Annotated in this window: 17 protein-coding genes, 1 tRNA gene and 1 riboswitch; of the genes, 12 read left to right on the top strand and 6 right to left on the bottom strand. The window is 64.6% G+C overall.

The genetic code is table 11. The features are described from left to right. Nucleotides 1-2: 2 nt before the first annotated feature. Entirely contained in the window at nt 3-827 is an 825-nt protein-coding gene (locus tag CIMIT_RS03025) for a S1 family peptidase (RefSeq protein WP_038588936.1), read from the bottom strand. Nucleotides 828-934: 107 nt separating this feature from the next. On the opposite strand from CIMIT_RS03025, the gene CIMIT_RS03020 reads away from it, so the two are divergent. From CIMIT_RS03020 to CIMIT_RS12300, 5 genes are read left to right on the top strand one after another with little or no spacing between them, the layout of a single operon-like run. Further along, the gene (locus tag CIMIT_RS03020; RefSeq protein WP_051904756.1) at nt 935-2164 is read left to right on the top strand and encodes an amidohydrolase; all 1230 of its coding nucleotides are present in this window, start codon (nt 935-937) and stop codon (nt 2162-2164) included. Nucleotides 2165-2168: 4 nt separating this feature from the next. Then, nucleotides 2169-3383 carry a DUF418 domain-containing protein gene (locus tag CIMIT_RS03015; RefSeq protein WP_038588932.1) on the top strand — a complete coding sequence of 405 codons (1215 nt, stop codon included), beginning with the start codon at nt 2169-2171 and terminating at the stop codon, nt 3381-3383. Next, complete coding sequence (locus tag CIMIT_RS03010) at nt 3358-3795, top strand: GNAT family N-acetyltransferase (protein WP_038588929.1); 438 nt, start codon at nt 3358-3360, stop codon at nt 3793-3795. The genes CIMIT_RS03015 and CIMIT_RS03010 overlap by 26 nt, the downstream gene beginning before the upstream one ends. Before the next feature lie 24 nt (nt 3796-3819). Next, nucleotides 3820-4101 carry a hypothetical protein gene (locus CIMIT_RS03005; RefSeq protein WP_038588926.1) on the top strand — a complete coding sequence of 94 codons (282 nt, stop codon included), beginning with the start codon at nt 3820-3822 and terminating at the stop codon, nt 4099-4101. Between the two features lie 33 nt (nt 4102-4134). Next, complete coding sequence (locus CIMIT_RS12300) at nt 4135-4995, top strand: GDSL-type esterase/lipase family protein (RefSeq protein WP_084674250.1); 861 nt, start codon at nt 4135-4137, stop codon at nt 4993-4995. Between the two features lie 3 nt (nt 4996-4998). On the opposite strand, the gene CIMIT_RS02995 is transcribed toward CIMIT_RS12300, so the two are convergent. Next, complete coding sequence (locus CIMIT_RS02995) at nt 4999-6771, bottom strand: BCCT family transporter (protein WP_051904753.1); 1773 nt, start codon at nt 6769-6771, stop codon at nt 4999-5001. Between the two features lie 250 nt (nt 6772-7021). Here CIMIT_RS02995 and CIMIT_RS02990 point away from each other — a divergent pair, with 250 nt between their 5' ends. The 7 genes from CIMIT_RS02990 to CIMIT_RS02960 all read left to right on the top strand — a co-directional run bounded on the left by CIMIT_RS02990 (nt 7022) and on the right by CIMIT_RS02960 (nt 14987). Then, a complete protein-coding gene (locus CIMIT_RS02990; RefSeq protein WP_038593854.1) occupies nt 7022-7957 on the top strand; it encodes a cation diffusion facilitator family transporter in 936 nt (311 codons plus the stop codon). A 45-nt stretch (nt 7958-8002) separates the two neighbouring features. Continuing rightward, the gene (locus CIMIT_RS02985; protein WP_038588923.1) at nt 8003-8239 is read left to right on the top strand and encodes a hypothetical protein; all 237 of its coding nucleotides are present in this window, start codon (nt 8003-8005) and stop codon (nt 8237-8239) included. Nucleotides 8240-8257: 18 nt separating this feature from the next. Further along, a riboswitch (TPP riboswitch) is annotated at nt 8258-8370 on the top strand. Beyond that, the gene (thiC, locus tag CIMIT_RS02980; RefSeq protein ID WP_038588920.1) at nt 8368-10149 is read left to right on the top strand and encodes a phosphomethylpyrimidine synthase ThiC; all 1782 of its coding nucleotides are present in this window, start codon (nt 8368-8370) and stop codon (nt 10147-10149) included. It overlaps the preceding riboswitch by 3 nt. Before the next feature lie 39 nt (nt 10150-10188). Beyond that, nucleotides 10189-11649, top strand: coding sequence for an SLC13 family permease (locus tag CIMIT_RS02975; protein WP_051904752.1), 1461 nt, complete (start codon nt 10189-10191; stop codon nt 11647-11649). Then, a complete protein-coding gene (locus tag CIMIT_RS02970; protein WP_051904751.1) occupies nt 11650-13563 on the top strand; it encodes a sensor histidine kinase in 1914 nt (637 codons plus the stop codon). Further along, nucleotides 13560-14036, top strand: a complete 477-nt coding sequence (locus tag CIMIT_RS02965) for a response regulator (protein WP_038588917.1) — start codon at nt 13560-13562, stop codon at nt 14034-14036. The genes CIMIT_RS02970 and CIMIT_RS02965 overlap by 4 nt, the downstream gene beginning before the upstream one ends. A 66-nt stretch (nt 14037-14102) precedes the next feature. Next, on the top strand, nt 14103-14987 hold the full coding sequence (locus CIMIT_RS02960) for an SLAC1 family transporter (protein WP_084674249.1): 885 nt from the start codon (nt 14103-14105) through the stop codon (nt 14985-14987). 5 nt (nt 14988-14992) lie between these two features. Here CIMIT_RS02960 and CIMIT_RS02955 read toward each other — a convergent pair whose 3' ends face one another. The 4 genes from CIMIT_RS02955 to CIMIT_RS02940 all read right to left on the bottom strand — a co-directional run bounded on the left by CIMIT_RS02955 (nt 14993) and on the right by CIMIT_RS02940 (nt 19081). Further along, a complete protein-coding gene (locus CIMIT_RS02955; protein ID WP_038588914.1) occupies nt 14993-16729 on the bottom strand; it encodes an ABC transporter ATP-binding protein in 1737 nt (578 codons plus the stop codon). After that, complete coding sequence (locus CIMIT_RS02950) at nt 16726-18444, bottom strand: ABC transporter ATP-binding protein (RefSeq protein ID WP_231910358.1); 1719 nt, start codon at nt 18442-18444, stop codon at nt 16726-16728. The genes CIMIT_RS02955 and CIMIT_RS02950 overlap by 4 nt, the downstream gene beginning before the upstream one ends. Nucleotides 18445-18500: 56 nt before the next feature. Beyond that, nucleotides 18501-18725: a hypothetical protein gene (locus CIMIT_RS02945; RefSeq protein WP_038588908.1), complete on the bottom strand. Its 225-nt coding sequence runs from the start codon at nt 18723-18725 to the stop codon at nt 18501-18503. A 282-nt stretch (nt 18726-19007) separates the two neighbouring features. Next, nucleotides 19008-19081: transfer RNA gene (locus CIMIT_RS02940), tRNA-Met, on the bottom strand. Between the last annotated feature and the right edge of the window lie 31 nt (nt 19082-19112).

Here is a 19112-nt window from a genome sequence, read left to right as displayed (position 1 = left end):
TTTTACGGCAACCGGAAGCCGTTGCCCAGATCACTTAAGACCGCATCCATGCGAGCCGAACCGGTGGGCGCGTGGATGGGGCCCTGCAGCGGGGAGGCGCACTGGACGTCGAAAGGTGCCGGAAACATCCCGCCGTTGATCAGGCCTACAAGGCGGTCGCCGGTGAACAGGGGCGCGCCGGAGTCGCCCTGCATAGCGCAGACGTGGTTGACGTTCATCGTGTCCCAGTCCGAAAGCGTCATGCCACAGGTGGTGCCGGAGGCCACGCCCTTCTTGCATACGTTCTGCCCACGCGGGAGTGGCTTGGAGCCCAGGTGGTTGATGGTCACGCCGTCGTAGGAGCGGGTGACCTCGGTGTTGGAGCCGAGCTCGATGAGCGCGTAGTCCAGCTCGCGGTTGACCTTGACGATGGTGCCAGAGGGCCCCAGCTGCCAGGAGTCCGCAGAAGTCACCGGGTCCCCTTCCTTGCCGCAGTGGCCAGCGGTGAGCGCGTACTTGTTGCCGTGCTCGCCGTAGCCCGCAACGGTCACGGTGCACATCACCTCGGTTGGGCCCTTGCCCACGTAGATCGGGGTGCTGGGACCATAGAGGGACTTGCCGCGCTGCTGGGCGTCTTTTGCGGCTTGCGGGGTGCGCGGGGCGTCGTGAAGCGAGCCCGGCACGCGGTGCAGCACGCGATCGGCGAAGGGTTTGCCGGCGAGCACCTTCGAGGGCATGTCGGTGCGGAAGTTGTAGTTCGGGTCGACTTGCGCCTGCGCCGGTGTGGCTGCGCAGGCGACGGTAGCCAGCGCAGCGGCGGCGAAGGCGACGAGACGGCGACGAAACATGGACACGCTCCCTTAATTGGCCCCAGCAGAAACTCCCCTCTACATTGCCATGTTTTTGTCACTTTTACCTCATTCACCACACCCGTTTAGGTAGCTAGAGTGGTGCCATGCATGACACATTCGCTCTCACCGGCCGATTCGCGCCCTTTGAACGCTCCCTCGACCACACCCGTGCCGAGCGCGAGGAGCTCTACACGTGGTTCCACCAGCACCCCGAGCTTGCGCTCGAGGAGTTCCAAACCAGCGCCCGCATCGGTGAGGAGCTCACCCAGATGGGCGCAGAGGTTATCCCCGTTGGCGTGACCGGCAAGGTCGGCGTGCTGCGCAACGGTGACGGGCCCACTGTCTGCTTCCGTGCCGACTTCGACGCGCTCCCTCTCGCGGAAGAGACGGGACTGCCCTACTCCGCGGACCCGGCGCTGGGCCGCTCGCATGCCTGCGGCCACGACATGCACACCGCCGCCTTGCTCGGCGCAACGAAGCTGCTCACCGAGCACCGGGATGCCTGGTCTGGAACCTTCCTCGCCCTGTTCCAGCCCGCAGAAGAAAACGGCGCTGGTGCCCGGGACATGGCGGATAACGGGCTCGCCGAGAAGGTTCCCACCCCTGAGGTGGTCTTAGGCCAGCACGTCGGCCCGATGCTGCCCAACTATGGTTTGGGCGCGCTCTCGGGACCGATCTGCGCGACCTGCGTGCAAACCAAGATCACCATCCACGGCACGGGCGCGCACGGCTCCATGCCGGAGAAAGGCGTGGACCCGGTGGTCATCGCCGCACACGTGATCACCCGCTTGCAGACGATCGTGGCGCGCGAGCTCGCCCCGCAGGAGATGGGCGTGGTCACTGTCGGCGCTATCCACGCCGGGGATTCGCCCAACACCATCCCGGCCACCGCGGAGCTGTCCGTGAGTACCCGCGCGTTCACCACTGCGGTCAGCGACCAGCTCAACGAGGCCATTCGCCGTATTACCCGCGCCGAGTGCGCCGCCGCCGGTGCCGCCGAACCGACCTTTACCCACCTCGGCGGCGCACCCGAGTTTCACAACGACGAGGCCACCACGGAGACGGTCATGGCGGCGTTTCGCGAGCAATTCGGCGATGCAGTCGGCGACTTTGGCCGCCTGTCCGGCTCGGAGGACTTCCCCACCATCGCCAATGCCTTCGGCGCGCCGTACTTCTACTGGTTCGTGGGCAGTAGCGCCGATATCGAAACCGCCCCGTCGAACCACTCGCCGCATTTCGCCCCTGACCTGCAGCCGACCCTCGATCAGGCCACCCGCGCCATCATCGTGTCCGCATCCCCGTGGCTGATGGGTGCTACCCCTGGTAAAAACTAGTCTCATGCAACGATTGCTTGTTCCCGATCTCGCCCGCGGCACCGCGCTACTCGGCATCGCGCTGGCCAACGGCTCATTGTTCTGGATGATCAATCAGTACTCGCAGCCGGAGTCTGGCCCCGGTTGGAGCGTGGGCGGGGTTGCGCAGGGCTCGCTTATCGACGCCGCGTTGGCCCTCTTCGCAGCTCTCTTCGTCCACACACGCGGCCTGCCGATGTTTGCCACGCTGCTGGGCTTCGGCTTCGGGCTTGTCGTCTCTAGCCTGTACCGGAAGCAGTATCCAGTCGGTGAGGCGCGAAAGATCCTGGTCCGGCGCTACGGGGCGCTCGCGCTGTTCGGCCTGGCCCACATGTTCCTGGTGTTCTTTGGCGACATCATGACCATGTACGGCTTCGTCGGCATGCTATTGGCGGTGATGTTCACCCTCTCGACCAAGGTGCTACGCATCATCTCGTATTCGTGCCTGGGGCTCTACATGCTTCTGACCTCTTTTGTGGGTATCTCGGCGGCCTTCATCCCCGAGGTGGCGAAGAAGATGAGCGGCAGCAACGCGCTCAACGAAGAAGTCGGAAGCTTTGGCACCTACTTCATCAACAATCTGGGCGGCGCGGCGGAAATGCTGCTGTCCACCCCATTTATCCTGCTCGAGCTCGTGCCCCTGGCCGCCATAGGCTATGTGTGGGCGAAGGAGGGCGTGCTGGTCAACCCGGAGGAGCACTCACGGACGCTGTGGACGTGGACGGTCCTGGCCGGCGTAATCATCCTCGGTATCGGATTGCCCTGGGGGCTCACCGCCATCGGCGTGCTCAACCCGGAAATGGAATCGAGCCTGCACCTACTCAACAGCTCAATTGGCTGCCTCACCGGGCCTGGCATCCTCGCCGCGCTGGCGCTGCTCACCTCCCGTCTGAATAACGACACGCCCGCGTGGACCTACCCGCTTGTCGCGCTGGGCAAGCGCTCCATGTCTGGTTACCTGGCGCAGACCTTCTTCTTTATCGCGCTGGTCTACCCGTTTAGCTTCGGGGTGGGACAGGACTGGACTATCAGCGGCAAGCTTGCGCTCAGCGCCGGAGTGTGGCTGGCTACCGTAGTCATTGCCACCGCCCTCGAGGCTGCCGGCAAGCAGGGCCCGTTTGAGTGGGCGCACCGCCGCATCTCCTACGGCACAACAGGAAGGATTGAACCACACCGTGATCGTGCTGAAATCGCTGGATGAGATGACCCCGCGCGAAGTCCACGCGCTGTACAAGCTGCGCGTTGACGTCTTCGTCGGCGAGCAGCAATGCCCGTACAACGAAATCGACGACCAGGACGCCGACCCGAATACCAAGCATATTCTCGCGTTTGCCGACGACGGCACGCTCGCCGGCTGCGCGCGCGTCTTCCCCACCGAGGCAGGCTCGCGGTTTGGACGCTTTGTGGTGAACCCAGCCCACCGCGGATCGGGCATGGGCCCAGACATCGTGCGCGCCGGCATCGAATACACCACCCGCTGGCCTGGCGACCTCATCGTGGAGGCCCAGTCGGGGCTGGTGGGTTATTATTCACGCTTCGGCCTGGTTGCCGAGGGCGAGGAGTTCTTGGACACGGGCGTGCCCCACCGCCGCATGCGGCTCGCGCGAGCCTGACGCACTGAAGAGTCAGGGAGCAACATGATCTACGTGGTTTTTGGCGCAGTGGTCGCGCTCTTCATCTCCTTCTGCTTCGCGGCGCTGGGGTGCCTCATCCACGTTTCTACGAAGCGGAAGGTGCTTTCTCCATACCGCTTCTTAGTGGTGATGGTGTCACTCGCACCGGTTTTTCTGCTCTACGACGTGCTGAGCGATGGGATGCCTAGCGGTCTCTTCAACTATGCGGTCAGTGGCTACCTCGTTACCGCGGTACTCATCAGCGCCCTGTGGCGAATCACAACGCGCCCACCCGACCGCCCCTAGGGCAGCAGCACCTCCCAGGTAACCTCAACGTCTATGAGAGCTCTTGCCCGCATAGCCGCGCTGACAGCTGCCGCGATTGTTACTGTCACCTCTGCAACCGCCGCTCCTGCGAGCGCACAGCCCGGGGGCAATGTTGTCGTCTTCGGCGACTCCTTTGCCTCGAACCCGGACCAGTACCGGGACACCGCGCTGAAGTTCTTTAACCGGTGGGGCTCGTCGACGTCTTCGACGCGGATCTCACAGTCCACCCGCAGCCAGGCAGGTTGTCTGCAGGGGCCGAACAACTGGCCCAGCCAGCTCGATGCGCGCACGCACAGCCCGGTCGCGGACTGGTCGTGCACGGGCCACCGCTCGAAGGATCTGCCGGGCCACGTGGATCACGCAATCCGCGCCGGTGCGCTTAATCGCCACACCCGTGCGGTGACGTTTGCCGTCGGGATTAATGATCAGTGGCGGCCCTTCATCGATGGCGAGAGCGCAGACCCGCAGCACATCCGCGCGCGGTATTTCCAGAACATCAAAGATGCGGCGGCAAAGGTCCGTGCGGTCGCGCCCGACGCACACATCATCATCCCCGGCCTGCTCCCCGTTACCGGGGGCGGCCAATTCTGCCTGATCAACGTGGTACCGAATGCGCCGCTCGGCGTGCCTGCTCCGCGCGTGGCGGAGTGGGAGCAGCGCGCGCAGAACGACCAGCGCGAAGCCGCGCGCCTCATCGGTGCAACGTTCGTCGACATTCGGGCGCTATCTACCGGCCACAGCACCTGTGCGAAGGACGCGGACCGGTGGGTGGCGGGCATCATCGACACCACCACCCCCGGCTACAACATGGTGCTCCACCCCTCCAACGCCGGATCCGCCTTCGTAGCGGACCAGGTCGCGCAGGCGCTCTAGCGCTTACTTCGGGTCTTCCTGCTCGACCCAGTTCACTTTGGAGCCGGCCTTCGGCTGGCCGTCGCTGGAGACTTGGACGTCCTCGCCGAGGATGAGCGACTCCTCCAAGCGCCAGGTGCCCTCTTCCGCGTCGTACTCGAACTCGGGACGGTCGACAGGGTTGCCCTCCGAGTCGTAGCCCGGCGCGGGCTTGTTCTCGCCCTCCTCCAGCTTCTCGGCGGTGTCGGTCTTCTCCCACTGGCGAGAGCGGTAGCGGCGCGCGGCGGCCGAGTCGTCGTTCATGGCCTTGACCAAGGACCACATCATGACGAAGTAGGTGATGAAGAACGGGAAGGCGATGATGATCACCACCTCCTGGAGCGCGGCGATGCCGGAGTCATTAATAAACAGCAGCGCGGCGGTCACCAGACCGACGGCGATCACCCAACCAACGCGGTAGTACACCGGAGACTTGTTTTCTTCGCCGCTGGCGAACATGTCCATCACAAGTGCCGCGGAGTCCATGGAGGTGACGAAGTACATCACGATGACAAACAATGCGACAGCGCCGGTGAACGCATAGAGCGGGTACTCAGCCAGCAGGCTGAACAGGGCGCGCGGGGTATCGCCTTCCTCCACCACTGGCTGTGTGAGCACGCCGGGTTTTTCCGCCTCCATCTCCATGGCCGCGCGGCCGAAGATGGAAAACCAGATGAGGTCGAAGGTAGCGGGCAACAGGATCGTGCCCCCGATGAACTCACGGACGGTGCGCCCTCGAGAGATGCGGGCGAAGAACATGCCGACAAAGGGGGACCAACAGATGGTCCACGCCCAGTAGAAGGCGGTCCAGGTGGCGTGCCAGCCTGGGTTGTCATTGTAGGAATCCACCCAGAACATCAGCTCGGGCAGCGAATTCGCGTAGATGCCAAAGGACTCCGTGACCTGTCCGATCAGCGCGAGCGTCGGGCCGGTCACTAGAACGAAGAACATTAAGAAGATCGTTGCGGCGATATTGAGGTTGGACAGGATCTTCACACCCTTGTCCAGGCCGGTCGCCACGGAGATACACGCTGCGACGGTGATGAACAAGATGATGGCCAGCTGGACCGGGGTGATCAGCGGGACGTCCCAGAGGATGTTCAGTCCTGCGGAGATCTGCAGCACGCCCAGTCCCACGGAGACGCCGAGGCCGAAGATGGTGCCGATGATGCCGAGGGCGTCGAGAAGCTTGCCGGGCGTCTCGTAGACGCGGCGGCCCAGCAGCGGGGCGAACATGGAGGACATACGCGCCGGCATCTTGCGCTTGTATACGAAGTAGCCGATGGCCAGTCCGGGCAGCGCGAAGATTACCCACATGTGGATACCGAAGTGGTAGAAGGTGTACTCGAAGGCCTGGACGATGGCCTCGCGGCTCATCGAGTCCATGTCGCCGCGCGGCGGACTATACGCGTGGTGGAGCGGTTCGGCCGCGCCCCAAAACATGAGGGTCGCGCCCATGCCTGCGGCGAAGAGCATGGCGAACCAGACTGGGTAGCTGTATTCGGGTTCGTCCCCATCGTCGCCAAGCCGCATGTTGCCGAAGCGGGACACAAAGATGACGATGAGGAAGATGAGCACCGCGGAGATGCCGCCGATATACATCCAGGTGAAGTGGTCCATGAGGAACCCGGACAGATCGGCGTAGAGAGCTCGGGCGCGGTCGCCGAAAGCGAGTGTCGCGGCTACGAAGAGCACAACGAAGCCGAGCGATGCACCAAAGATGAGTGGGTCGGTTTGCAGGCTGCGTTTGCGAGCCATGATTATCCAATCGTTGGGGACAAAATGGTGACTAGTGTACGCGAAAATCATACTTTCCCCTGGCTTGCTACAATTAGGTAGCAATTGAAGGGGAGTAGCCCACAATCGGTTGTTCGACATACTGGTGCCTGTGCGCCCGGGCAATCGGCTTGTCCGCCGCATACTGGCCCGGCCAAGTGAGCGAGACCTTCGGACCGTATATCAACACGGCGCCGAAGCGCCCTATTTTTGGGAGGATCGTATGTCCGACATGCCCCCGTCACTCCGCAGAGAGCAGCAGATTCTGGAACGCTTCATGTGGCTTTCCATTGCTGTTTCTGTGGCCACCATCGTGCTGAAGATGATCGCCACATGGGTCACCGGCTCGGTGGGCTTTCTTTCCGACGCCATCGAGACGGTGATCAACTTCGTCGCCGCGGTGGTGGGCCTGTGGGCGCTGAAGCTCTCGGCAAAACCGGCGGACGAGAACCACAATTTTGGCCACTCTAAGGCTGAATATTTTTCCGCGCAGGTGGAGGGCTCCCTCATTCTGGTAGCGGCGGTAGCCATTATCTACACCTCCATCGACCGCCTCCTCCACCCGCAGCCGCTGGAGCAACTGGGCATCGGCCTGGTGTTCTCCGTGGTTGCTGCCTTGCTCAACGCAGCGGCCGGATATGCGCTCGTGCGGGCGGGTAAGCACTACCGCTCTATCACGCTGGAAGCTGACGGCAAGCACTTACTTACGGACGTGCTGACCACCGTCGGCGTCATCGTGGGCATGGCGCTCGTTGCCATCACCGGCTGGGAGATCCTCGACCCGATCGTGGCGCTGCTGGTTGGCGCCAACATTTTGTTCACCGGCTTTAAGCTCCTCCGCAGCGCCATTTTGAGCCTGCTCGCGGAGGTGTTGCCGGATGATGAGCTGGGCAAGCTCAACGACTTCCTCGATGACTTTGCCGCCGAAAACGGGGTGATGTTTACCTCCGTGCGCACCGCCGCCTTCGGGCGCGAGCGCCTGATCAGTCTGGTCATGCAAGTGCCCGGTGAGTGGACCGTCTCCTATGCCCACGCGTACGCCGACGAGGTGGAAGCCGGCATCGCCGACACACTCGGCGCAGCGGAAACCATCATCCACGTCGAGCCTTTCGGCTACACCACCCGTACGGGCCCCCTCTTTAGCGAATCACTGACAAAGCCCAGGTAAACGCGATATTCTTGGATTGTGTAATCAGTGAAAGGATGACCGATCATGTGGGTCACGCAATCGATGGACACCTACCCCCAGGGCAACCACTGCCGCGGTTACGTTGTCGGGTTTTTCACCCCGAACGGGACGTGGCGCGATGCACCGCTGCCGCCTGAGTCTTTAAGGCTCAATCCCGAAAACGTCGCTGAGGACGCCAGCGACCCCGATTTCTGTTACCTCTACGCAAAAGACGACGCGGTCCGCTACGTGAACTATCTCAATGGCGGCACCGCGTTGTAAGCCGCTACACTCTATGACGCAATCCCACACGGGCGCCCCACGGTAGGGGCTGAGATCGCGCTACACGCCGCGCGGGCACCGTCCGAACCTGTCTGGTTAGCACCAGCGAAGGAAGTTGAAGGAGTGTCATGACTGACGCCTACGCGCAAGAAATCCACCGCAAACACGCATACGCGCCGCTGCGGAAGAACGGGCTCGAGGTCCCCGAAACCGCAGTCCACCTGGATGACTCCCCCACCGGCCCGAACGCGCCGTTCAAGCTCTACCGCACGCGCGGTCCCTGGGCCGAACCGGAGGAAGGCCTACCCGCGCTACGCAGCGAGTGGATCCACGCCCGCGGCGACGTTGAGGAGTACTCAGGCCGCCAGCGCAATCTGCTTGACGACGGCACCCGTGCCGCCAAGCGCGGCGCCGCCTCCGAGGAGTGGCGCGGCGAAAGCCGCACGCCGCTGCGCGCAAAGGCTGGCAAACGCGTCACCCAGATGGCCTACGCCCGGCGCGGCGAGATCACCCGCGAGATGGAGTTCGTAGCCCTGCGCGAGCACTGCGACGTGGAAAAAGTCCGCGCCGAGGTCGCCGCGGGCCGCGCGATCATCCCCAACAACATCAACCACCCGGAGAGCGAGCCGATGATCATCGGCAACGCCTTTCTGACCAAGATCAACGCCAACATCGGCAACTCCGCAGTCACCTCCTCCATCCGCGAAGAGGTGGACAAGCTGCGTTGGGCCACCCGCTGGGGCGCGGACACCGTGATGGATCTCTCCACCGGCAACGACATCCACACCACCCGCGAGTGGATCCTGCGCAACTCCCCTGTGCCGATCGGCACGGTGCCGATCTACCAGGCACTGGAGAAGGTAAACGGCATCGCCGAGGACCTGACCTGGGAGATCTTCCGCGACACGGTCATCGAGCAGTGCGAGCAGGGCGTGGACTACATGACCGTGCACGCCGGCGTACGCCTGCCGTTTGTCCCGCTGACCTCCAAGCGTGTGACCGGCATCGTCTCCCGCGGCGGCTCGATCATGGCAGGCTGGTGCCTGGCGCACCACAAGGAGAGCTTCCTCTACGAGAACTTCGACGAACTGTGCGAGATCTTCGCCCAATACGATGTCGCCTTCTCGCTTGGCGACGGCCTGCGCCCCGGCTCCATCGCCGACGCGAACGACGCCGCGCAGTTCGCCGAGCTGAAGACCATCGGCGAGCTGTGCAAGCGCGCCTGGGACTATGACGTGCAAGTGATGATCGAGGGCCCCGGCCACGTGCCGCTGGACAAGATCCAGCTGAACAACGAGAAGGAAGAACAGTGGTGCGGCGGCGCGCCCTTCTACACGCTTGGCCCCCTGGTGACCGACATCGCGCCCGGCTACGACCACATCACTTCCGCGATCGGCGCGGCCCACATCGCCGCCGGCGGCACCGCGATGCTGTGCTACGTCACCCCGAAGGAGCACCTGGGGCTGCCGAACAAGGACGACGTGAAGACCGGTGTGATTACCTACAAGGTTGCCGCACACGCCGCCGACGTGGCGAAGGGCCACCCGGGCGCGAGCGACTGGGACGACGCGATGAGTAAGGCCCGCTTCGAGTTCCGATGGGAGGATCAGTTCGCGCTCTCGCTCGACCCGGACACCGCGCAGGCCTACCACGACGAGACGCTGCCGGCAGAGCCCGCGAAGACGGCGCATTTCTGCTCGATGTGCGGGCCGAAGTTCTGCTCCATGCGCATCTCCCAAGACATCCGCGACGAGTTCGGTGACAAGATTGATGCGGCCCTAGATGCGAACACGCAGCAGACCATCCAGAACCTCGGTATCCCCTCGCTCGCCGTCGGGGAGGAGCAGATGGCGGAGAAGTTCCGCGAGGAAGGCTCCCAAGTCTACCTGCGCGCCGACTCCACGGACTAAGGCAAGTAATACCAGGTGAGACCGGGTAGACTTCGACACATGGTGGAGACACAACGCCGCTCGAAACAACGCCCGCCCGCGCTCGCAGCCAAAGGCCCCCAGCTGAGCACAAAGCAGCTGGTGGGCCTGGGCCTGGGCCTCATCTGTTTTCTCATTCCCTTCTTCGTGCAGATTCCGGCCTTGTCCACCCCCGGGCACCGGATGCTGTCGATCTTCTTGCTCGCCATCGTCTTCTGGGTGCTTGAGCCGGTCCCGCTGACGGCGACGGCGGTGCTGGTCATCCTGCTCGAAGTCCTCTTGCTTTCCGACGGCGCGCTGGTAGACCCCACCGGCGGAGACCCCGCGCTTACCGAGCAGCTTTTGCCCGCCTCCGCCTATTTCTCCGCGCTGGCCCACCCGGTGATCATTCTCTTCTTGGGCGGGTTCATGATTGCGCACGGGGCGGAAAAGTTCGGCCTGGACCGCAACCTCGCGGCCATTATGCTGCGCCCCTTCCCGGACAAGGCACGACTCACGGTGCTGGGGATCATGCTCATTACCGCTGTGCTCAGCATGTTCATGTCGAATACAGCAACCACGGCGACGATGTTCGCGGTGGTCATCCCGATTCTGAAGACGCTGCCCGCGGGCAAGACACGCGCCGGTGTGGCACTGTCGATCCCGCTGGCGGCGAACGTCGGCGGCATCGGTACCCCAGTTGGCACGCCCCCGAACGCGATCGCGATCGGCGCGCTCGCCGAGCACGGCATCCGCGTCTCCTTTACCGACTGGATGCTCATGGCGGTGCCCTTCATGTTTGTTGTGTTGGCCTTTGCCTGGGTGTTCCTCTGCCTGGTCTTCATTCCCGCCGAAACTCGCATTTCCATCGAGATGCGCTCGAAGTGGAACACCTCTACCGACGCGAAGCTCTTCTACGCCGTCGCGGGCCTGACCATCCTGTTGTGGATGAGCGAGCCGCTCCACGGGATTTCCTCCAACACTGTCGGTTTCATCCCCGTCGTGGCGCTGCTCTGCCTGCAGGTGATGAAGGGCAAGGACGTCCAGGCGCTCGACTGGCCGGTGCTGTGGCTAGTCTCCGGCGGTATCGCACTCGGCACGGGCGTGGGTGCCAGCGGCCTGGACGAGTGGCTGGTCGGCTCTGTCAGCTGGGAGGTTATGGGCGCGCTTGCGATCCTCGCGGTCCTCGGCCTGATCGGCTTCGGCATGGCGAACGTCATCTCGCACTCTGCGGCGGCCAACCTACTCGTCCCGCTGGCGGTCTCGCTCGCGCTCTCACTCGACGGCATCAACGCGCTCGTTGTCGCCGCGGTGGTGGCGATCGCCTGCTCGCTGGGCATGGCACTGCCGATCTCCACGCCACCGAACGCGATTGCGTACGCCACCAAGGAAATCTCCATCCCACAGATGGCGCTGGTCGGGCTCGTGGTCGGCACCGCGGCCACCCTATTGCTGATCTTCGCCCTGCCGCCCGTCTGGCAGCTGATGGGGCTGGTGTCCTAAATGCTGCCACGCTCCACCCTCGCCATCGTGGGCAAATCCCAGGCCACACGCGCCGTGCAGCAGGTGGTCAACGAGGCGATCGGCGGCACGCACGACATCCTCGCCGCCGATAATGTGGAGCACCTGCGCTCGCTTCTCGACGGCGACCCGCTCGCCCTCGTCACCGTCACCGTCCACGAGGACGGCCTCGCCGCCGACCACCCGCTGTTGGAGCTGATCTCCGAGCCCGGTTTTGAGTACACCCGCGTCATGGTGCTGACCACCGCCCCCGAGATCGCGGGCCTGGACGCGCTCACAGACATGGGCCGACTCGACATGCTCGTGTTCACCCCGGCGATCAAGCCGGAAGCACTCCTGCACAACATCCAGCAGCAGCTCAACCGCTACTGGTACATGCGCGCCAAGCGCGACCCCTCGATCGCCGGCACCTTCGACTTACCCGAGGTCACCGAGCTGGACGTCGGGCTGACGGACCAGGAGATCATCACCCGCATCATCGAGGCCGCAGACAAGCACTTGGGCTACCAACCGCGCCTGACCTTCCCTCCTGGGGTCTACCTGACGAAGGAGGGCCACTACGTCGAGGAGGTCATCTTCGCGCTCTCCGGTCAAGTGCTGCTGCAGCGCTTTACCGACGCCGGCGACATCGTCATGCACCACGCCTCCACCGGGCATGTGATCGGTCTACTCGCGCTTGCGAGCAACCGGGTCGGCTTCTTCACCGCCCGTACCACCACCGAGGTGGTCGCAGTCCAGTTGCCCACCGAACAGGTCGACTACCTCATCCGCCAGGAGCCAGAGCTTTCGCGCCTGTTCAATATCCTGTTTGTGCGCTCCTACGACCGCCGCCTGCGCCGCGCCGAAGACATCCAGATCGAGCAGCACGAGCTCACCGCGCAGTTGGAAGAAGAACGGGCGCGGCTGACCACGGCACTGCACAACCTCGAGGCGGCGCGCCGCGAGCTGATGAGCCAGGCGCGCTTCGCCTCGCTCGGCGAACTCGCCGCCGGCGTGGCCCACGAGCTGAACAACCCAATGGCGGCGATCGAACGCACCGCGGACCACCTCGCCGAAGACGTCGAAGGACTCATCACCTCCAGCCCAAACCGCAGGTGGCGGGAGGCGACCAGCCACGCACTGGAGGCGGCGCGCAGCTCGCATGCGGTGAGCACCAAGGAGGCCCGTGCGCTGCGGCGCGAGCTGACCGAAGTCACCGGCGATAGGGCGCTCGCCCAGCGCTGGGTGCTTGCGGGCTTGCACGACGTGGACTTTGCCAAGCAGGTGCGCGCGAATCGACGCTTGGACTACGAGACGGTGGAGCACGCGGCGTCGATAGGCACTGCCCTACGCAACCTCTCCACCGCATCGACGCGCATTACGCAGCTGGTGGCCTCGCTGCGCGCCTACGCACGGCCTGACGGCGACCCGGTCACCGACGTGGACGTGCACCAGAGCATCGAAGACACCCTGCAGCTGATCGCCCACAAACTGCGCGGCGTGGAGGTCAAACGGGACTTCGCCGAACTGCCGCACGTGACGTGTACGCCCGGGCAGATCGCGCAGGTGTGGACGAACCTGATCACCAACGCCGCCGAGGCGATCGAGGAGTCCGGCAAAGGCTCCACCATCACGATTCGCACAAGCGCCTCGAAGCCTGGCTGGGTGCGCGTCGAGGTCATCGACGACGGACCGGGCATCCCGCCCGAGCGCATCGATAAGCTCTTCGAGCCCCGCTTTACCACGAAGAACGGGGAGGTCCGCTTCGGTATGGGCATCGGCTTAAGCATCTGCCGCGGCATCGTCAGCGCACACCACGGCACGATCGAACTGACCTCTTCTACCAACGGCACCTGCGCCACCGTGGGCCTGCCCATCGACGGCCCGCACGCACACGACGAAGGAGACACACCATGAACCTTGCCATCCTGATCCTTGAGGACGAGGCGGAAGTCCGCGCCGCCGTCGAGCGCGACCTTTTGCCCTTTGCCGAGCACATCCGCGTAGAGGTCGCCTCCGACGTGGAGGAAGCGTGGGAGGTGATCGACGAGCTCACCGAAGACGGCGACGTACTCGCACTCGCGCTGTGCGACCACCGCATGCCCGGCACCACCGGCGTGGAGTTCTTGGTCCAGATGATGGACGACGACCGCACCGCCGCCACCCGCAAAGTCCTGGTCACCGGCCAGGCCCAGCTGCGCGACACGGTACGCGCGGTCAACGAGGCCAACCTGGACCACTACATTGCCAAGCCCTGGGACGTCGACGAGCTGCACCAGGTAGTGCGCACCATGCTCACCGACTACGTCGAGGACATGGATATCGATCCCCTGCCCTACCTCGACGTCCTCGACGCGACGCGCGCGATGGAGATTGTCCGCCGCCGTTAGGGGGCGTTCCACCCCATACGGGGTGAGATTGTCAAAATCGCTGGTGACAGACCTAGCGTGGTGGCTATGCAGTTGCCAAAGTTTGGCCCCGCGTGGGCCGGCGCCTTGATGGGCACTTCTATCGCCTCCACGTTGTCTGGGCTCCACGGTCTGCACGTAGGCCAGCTCGTGTTCGCCCTGATCGCGGCATTGTTGCTGCTGATCTTCACCGCAGGCGCGCGCAATGCGCCTCCCCAGCACCAGAACATGGCGGCGTGGGGCATGTACACGATGGGGCTTCTCGCGTGCGGCTCGGCGTGGACTGCGCTGACCGGCAACGACGCCTTCCAGCTAGCCAGCTGGTGGATCGGCGCGCCACTGGCCATCATCGTGTGCTTGTGGCAACTCTGGGGTTTGTGGAAGCAGTCCGCGCACTACACCGAGCCAGCGTTCCCGTGGGGCTTGGCGCTCGTGTCCCCGATGGTCGCCGCGACATCCGGCGGGCAGCTGGCCACCCATCACGGCGAGTTTTATCACTACGCGGGTGAGCTGTGCTTCTTCCTCACGTTCTTCACCGCGATCCCACTCTTCCTCTACTGCTACTGGTCCCGCACGCGCCCGCGTGGCGCCGCCGCGGGTACAGCGTGGATTCCCCTCGGTGTTGTCGGCCAGTCGACGGCAGCATCGACATTGCTTTTCGACGCTCACCTTTACGGCCTCATCATGTTCACCCTCGGCGCACCGTGTGTCCTCTACGCCATGTACTGCTTCTACGAGGCTGTCCTCCACTGGGCGCCCTACGGCCCTGGTTGGTGGGGCTCTACCTTCCCCGTGGGCACCCTGTGCTTGGGTGCTTGGGACGAAGGCTGGCACACACTTTCCTTGGCGCTCCTCGTGCTCTTGCTCCTCCATTGGGGTGTCTGCGCGGTGCGCTTTGGCTCCTGGGAACTAAGCCAATCTGGTGCTAGATGAACTAGCTATCCGCGCTTCTCCGATGCCGTCGTCGTGGTGGTCCACGACTCGGCATAGCGGCCGCCCTTCGCCAGCAATTCATCGTGCGTGCCCCGTTCTGCGACCGTCCCGTCCTCCGAAAGCACGACGATGAGGTCGGCATCGCGGATGGTGTGCAGGCGATGGGCGACGACGATCACAGTGTGATCGCCGCGCAACGCCTCAATCGTGCCGACGATCGCCCGCTCAGTGGCCGCATCCAGCGAGGACGTCGGCTCGTCGAGAAGCACCACCGGGGAATCCTTCAGAAGCGCCCGGGCGATGGCGAGGCGCTGCCGCTCACCTCCCGACAGCAGCGTCCCCTCCTCCCCCACCGGGGTATCCCACCCGGAAGGCAGCAGCTCCACGATGCGGTCCACCCCGGAACGCCGGGCGGCCTCGCGCAAGCGGTCCCCGTCACCGGGCCTGGAACCGAATCCGGGGTCGGCGAAGACCACGTTGTCCCGCACGGACGCGTCGAAAAGAAACGTCTCCTGGAACACCGGGGTCACCAGCGCGTTCACGCCATCGGTGCCGATCCGAGGCAAGGGCACCCCGCCGATGAGGATCTCCCCCGAGTCCGGATCGTGAAAACGCGACAGCAGCCGCATGACCGTCGTTTTGCCCGCCCCCGACGGTCCCACTACGGCAACCAGCGCTCCCTGAGGTGCACGGAAGCTGACGCCGTCGAGAACCTTCTTATCCCCGTACCCGAAGCTCACGCCGCGGAACTCCACGTCATGCCCGTCGGGCAGCTCCGGTGCGGCAGGTTCGGGAAGAGCGGGGATTGCCCGCAGGTCACGCAACGCGGCTAACGTGTTGCGGCCCGCACCGAAACCGCCGGACAACGCTCCCGCCGTGGTGATCGGTCCGGTGAACTGGACGAGCACGATGAGTATCGGCACCAAATGCGCCGGCGCCATCCCGCCCGTCGCGGCGACTGCCACGGCGACGATCACCGCCGCCGTGAACACCGCATGGACGATCGAACCCAACCGTCCAATGGCCGCCCCCTGCGTCGACGTCGCCTTCGCGAACGCATCGTGTTGGGCCTGGATAGCCTCATCCACCATCACGTCCGCCGCCGAACCGTCGCCCGCGGCGCGAATCGCCTGCTGACCGTGGGTGAACTCGATCAGCCTGCCGGAGACGGCAGCGACGGCCTCAGCATGCGCTTCGTCCGACTCCCCGCCGACCCGGCCAATGGCCCGGTAGGCGAAGAAGAGCACCGGCGCCGACGCGACAAGAACCAAACCGACGCGCCAATCCACCGCCAGAATTCCGAAGGCGATGACGGTCGGCGTAACCACCGCGGCGATGACGGGCCGCAGGATCACGTGCGGCACGGACGCCGCGAACGCGATACCCGACGACGCCATCTCCGAAAAGCGGCCGGCCGTGGACTTGGTGACGTACCCGAGTGGCAACGTCAGCACGCGTTCGCCCAGGGAACGCAGCAGGGACGACAGCACCGCTGCGGAATTCGCCCTGCCGACTGTCCCCGCGGCGAGGGACAGCACCGCATGGGCGGCCGCGAGGCCGGCTATGACGCCGGTGAAACGCCACGCCGTCGCATCATCTCCCTCGGCCAGAGCCGACAGCAGCGGCAGCAGCGCGACGAACGCCGCTCCCTGGGCCAGCGCGGCAAGCGTGGCCAACGCAATGAGCCACACCAGCGTCATTCTCGAGCGCCGATCCGTCATCGACCACAAGTCTCGAATCATCGGTTCCCCGCCTTTTCATCGTCTGATTCAGTACCCCGCGGGGCGGATGGTTCGTCGTCGAGCGTGAACGCGCGCCACAAATCCCGGTAGCGGCCACCGCGCGCAAGCAACTCGTCGTGAGTACCCGCCTCCGCGACCGCTCCCCCATCGAGAACGAGGATGCGGTCGGCGTTGCGGATCGTGCTCAACCTGTGCGCGATCACAATCACCGTCCGCGAACGGGCCAAACGCTCGATTGCGGACTGGATGAGGGCCTCGGAAGCCGGATCCGCGTAAGCGGTTGCCTCGTCGAAGATGAGCACCGGCGCGTCCGTGACGATCGACCTCGCGATGGCTACGCGCTGCGCCTCACCACCGGAAAAGGTCACGTCGACGTTGACCACCGAATCCAGGCGCTTCGGCAGCGCCGCGATGACCGCATCGAGGTTCGCGAGCTTCGCGGCCGCCATGATTTCGTCGTCGGTGGCGTCTCTCCTGGCCAGCCGGATGTTCTCCCGCAACGGCAGCGTGAATAACTGCGGATCTTGGAACACCACCGACACCGAGCGGTGCACGTCGCGCACGGCGATGTCGCGAAGATCGACGCCGCCCAGCAGCACCGAGCCTTCAACGGGGTCGTGGAAACGCGCCAACAGCCGGGCGACGGTGGACTTTCCGGAACCGGAGGACCCCACCAGCGCAGTGAGGGTCCCTGGTTCGAACGTCGCGGACATCCCGTCGAGGACCCGCGGCCCATCGCCGTAGGAGAAGACCAGGTTCCGGACCTCGAGCGCGCCTCTGCGCGCGGGCACCGGATCGGCGGGCTCGGCGATCGGCGGCGTGCTCAGCACCTCCGCGATGGACTTCAGGGCAGCGATCCCCGCGATGATGGGTTCGGAGTTCATGGCCACCCGCACGATCGCCGCGGAGAGTCCAAGGCTGAGAACCAGCCCGGCGACGAAACCCTCCGGTATGCCGCCCGCGGCGTCCCTCAGAGCGAGGCCGGCCCCACACACCACCGCAAGGACTGTGGTCGGGGACGTCACCACGTCGATGAGCCCGAGATAGATGTTCGACTGCCGGGACCAGGCGGACCACGCGCGGACGAACGACAACGCCGCGGCATCGTAACGACCCGCGCCCTGGTTAGCGCGCCCGAAGGACTTCATCACCGGGATACCGCGCACCAACTCGATGACCGCGGCCGTCACTCCTTCGGAGGCTCGCTCGTAGTCGCGCTGAAGAGCGGCTCCGCGCGAAATCATCACGCCCATCAGGGCGAAGGTGACCAGCACCGGGACGACCGCCACCACCGCGATCCGCCAATCCACCACGACGAGCGCGATGAGGGAAAGCAGGGGAACCAGCACCGCCACCACGGTCTCACCGACGGTGTGGCCCATGAGCTGGTGGACAGCCGCGACGTCCTTCTCAACCGACTCGATGATTCCCGACGAGCGCCGGGCGTCCAGCCAGCCCAGCGGCAACTTCCGGATTTGGGCGACCAGCCGGCGCCGGAGGTGGAGCTGCAGGTCGTTATCCGCCCGGTGCGAGAGCATGCCGGCGGCGCCGTCCGCGGCCATGCGCACCGTTGCGGCGACGACGATGACAGCCACGGCCAACCACGTCCGATGCTCCGGAGCCTCCGGGTACGTCATTGCGATGTCGATGATGCCGACCAGCGAAGCGACGGTAGCCACCGACGACAGGACGGATAACGCGACCACCGCACGCATCCGGGTCCGAATCGGGGCGAGCAGCGACCACGGGCCTACGGTCCCGTCCACGGCGCTCACTTGCCCGCCTCCCCGATCGCGCTTTTCTTCGTGAGAGTGCGGAAGTACACCATGCCGACGTGTGAGGCTCCGCCCAGCTTCAACCCGTTGGCTTCGGCGAACGTCTGCGCGTAAGCGATGCCGCTATCGGCGAGCAGCCCTTCGACGGCGGCGGCATCCATCGGTTCACGCGCATAGCGGCTGAGGAACCTCGGCTGGACGATCTGGGCAATCGACTTCATCTGGTTCTGTCTCCGGGTGTGTGGGCCGCGTCCACGCAGCGGTTTCGGGTTAGGTGCTCGGGTTCGTCAGTCACAAGCGGCACTGTGTTGCCCTCTCAGAAGATAGCAATCATTCTCGAGTTAGGTTAGCCTAACCTGTAATGCACATCAAGCCCCGTCTCGTGCGTTTGATGGACATTGCTGAAACCGAGATCGCGCAAAACCAACACACCATTGGGTTCCGGGTTTAAGCAGAAGAAAAGACCCCTACCAGCGTTTCCACTGGTAGGGGTCTTATTTTAGTAGCGGGGGCAGGATTCGAACCTACGACCTCTGGGTTATGAGCCCAGCGAGCTACCGAGCTGCTCCACCCCGCGTCGGGTGATATTTTCTTTTCACCTGCTGCCG

It is taken from the genome of Corynebacterium imitans (assembly GCF_000739455.1).
In the GTDB taxonomy this organism is placed as follows: domain Bacteria; phylum Actinomycetota; class Actinomycetes; order Mycobacteriales; family Mycobacteriaceae; genus Corynebacterium; species Corynebacterium imitans.
This window is presented reverse-complemented; position numbering and strand designations above follow the sequence as displayed.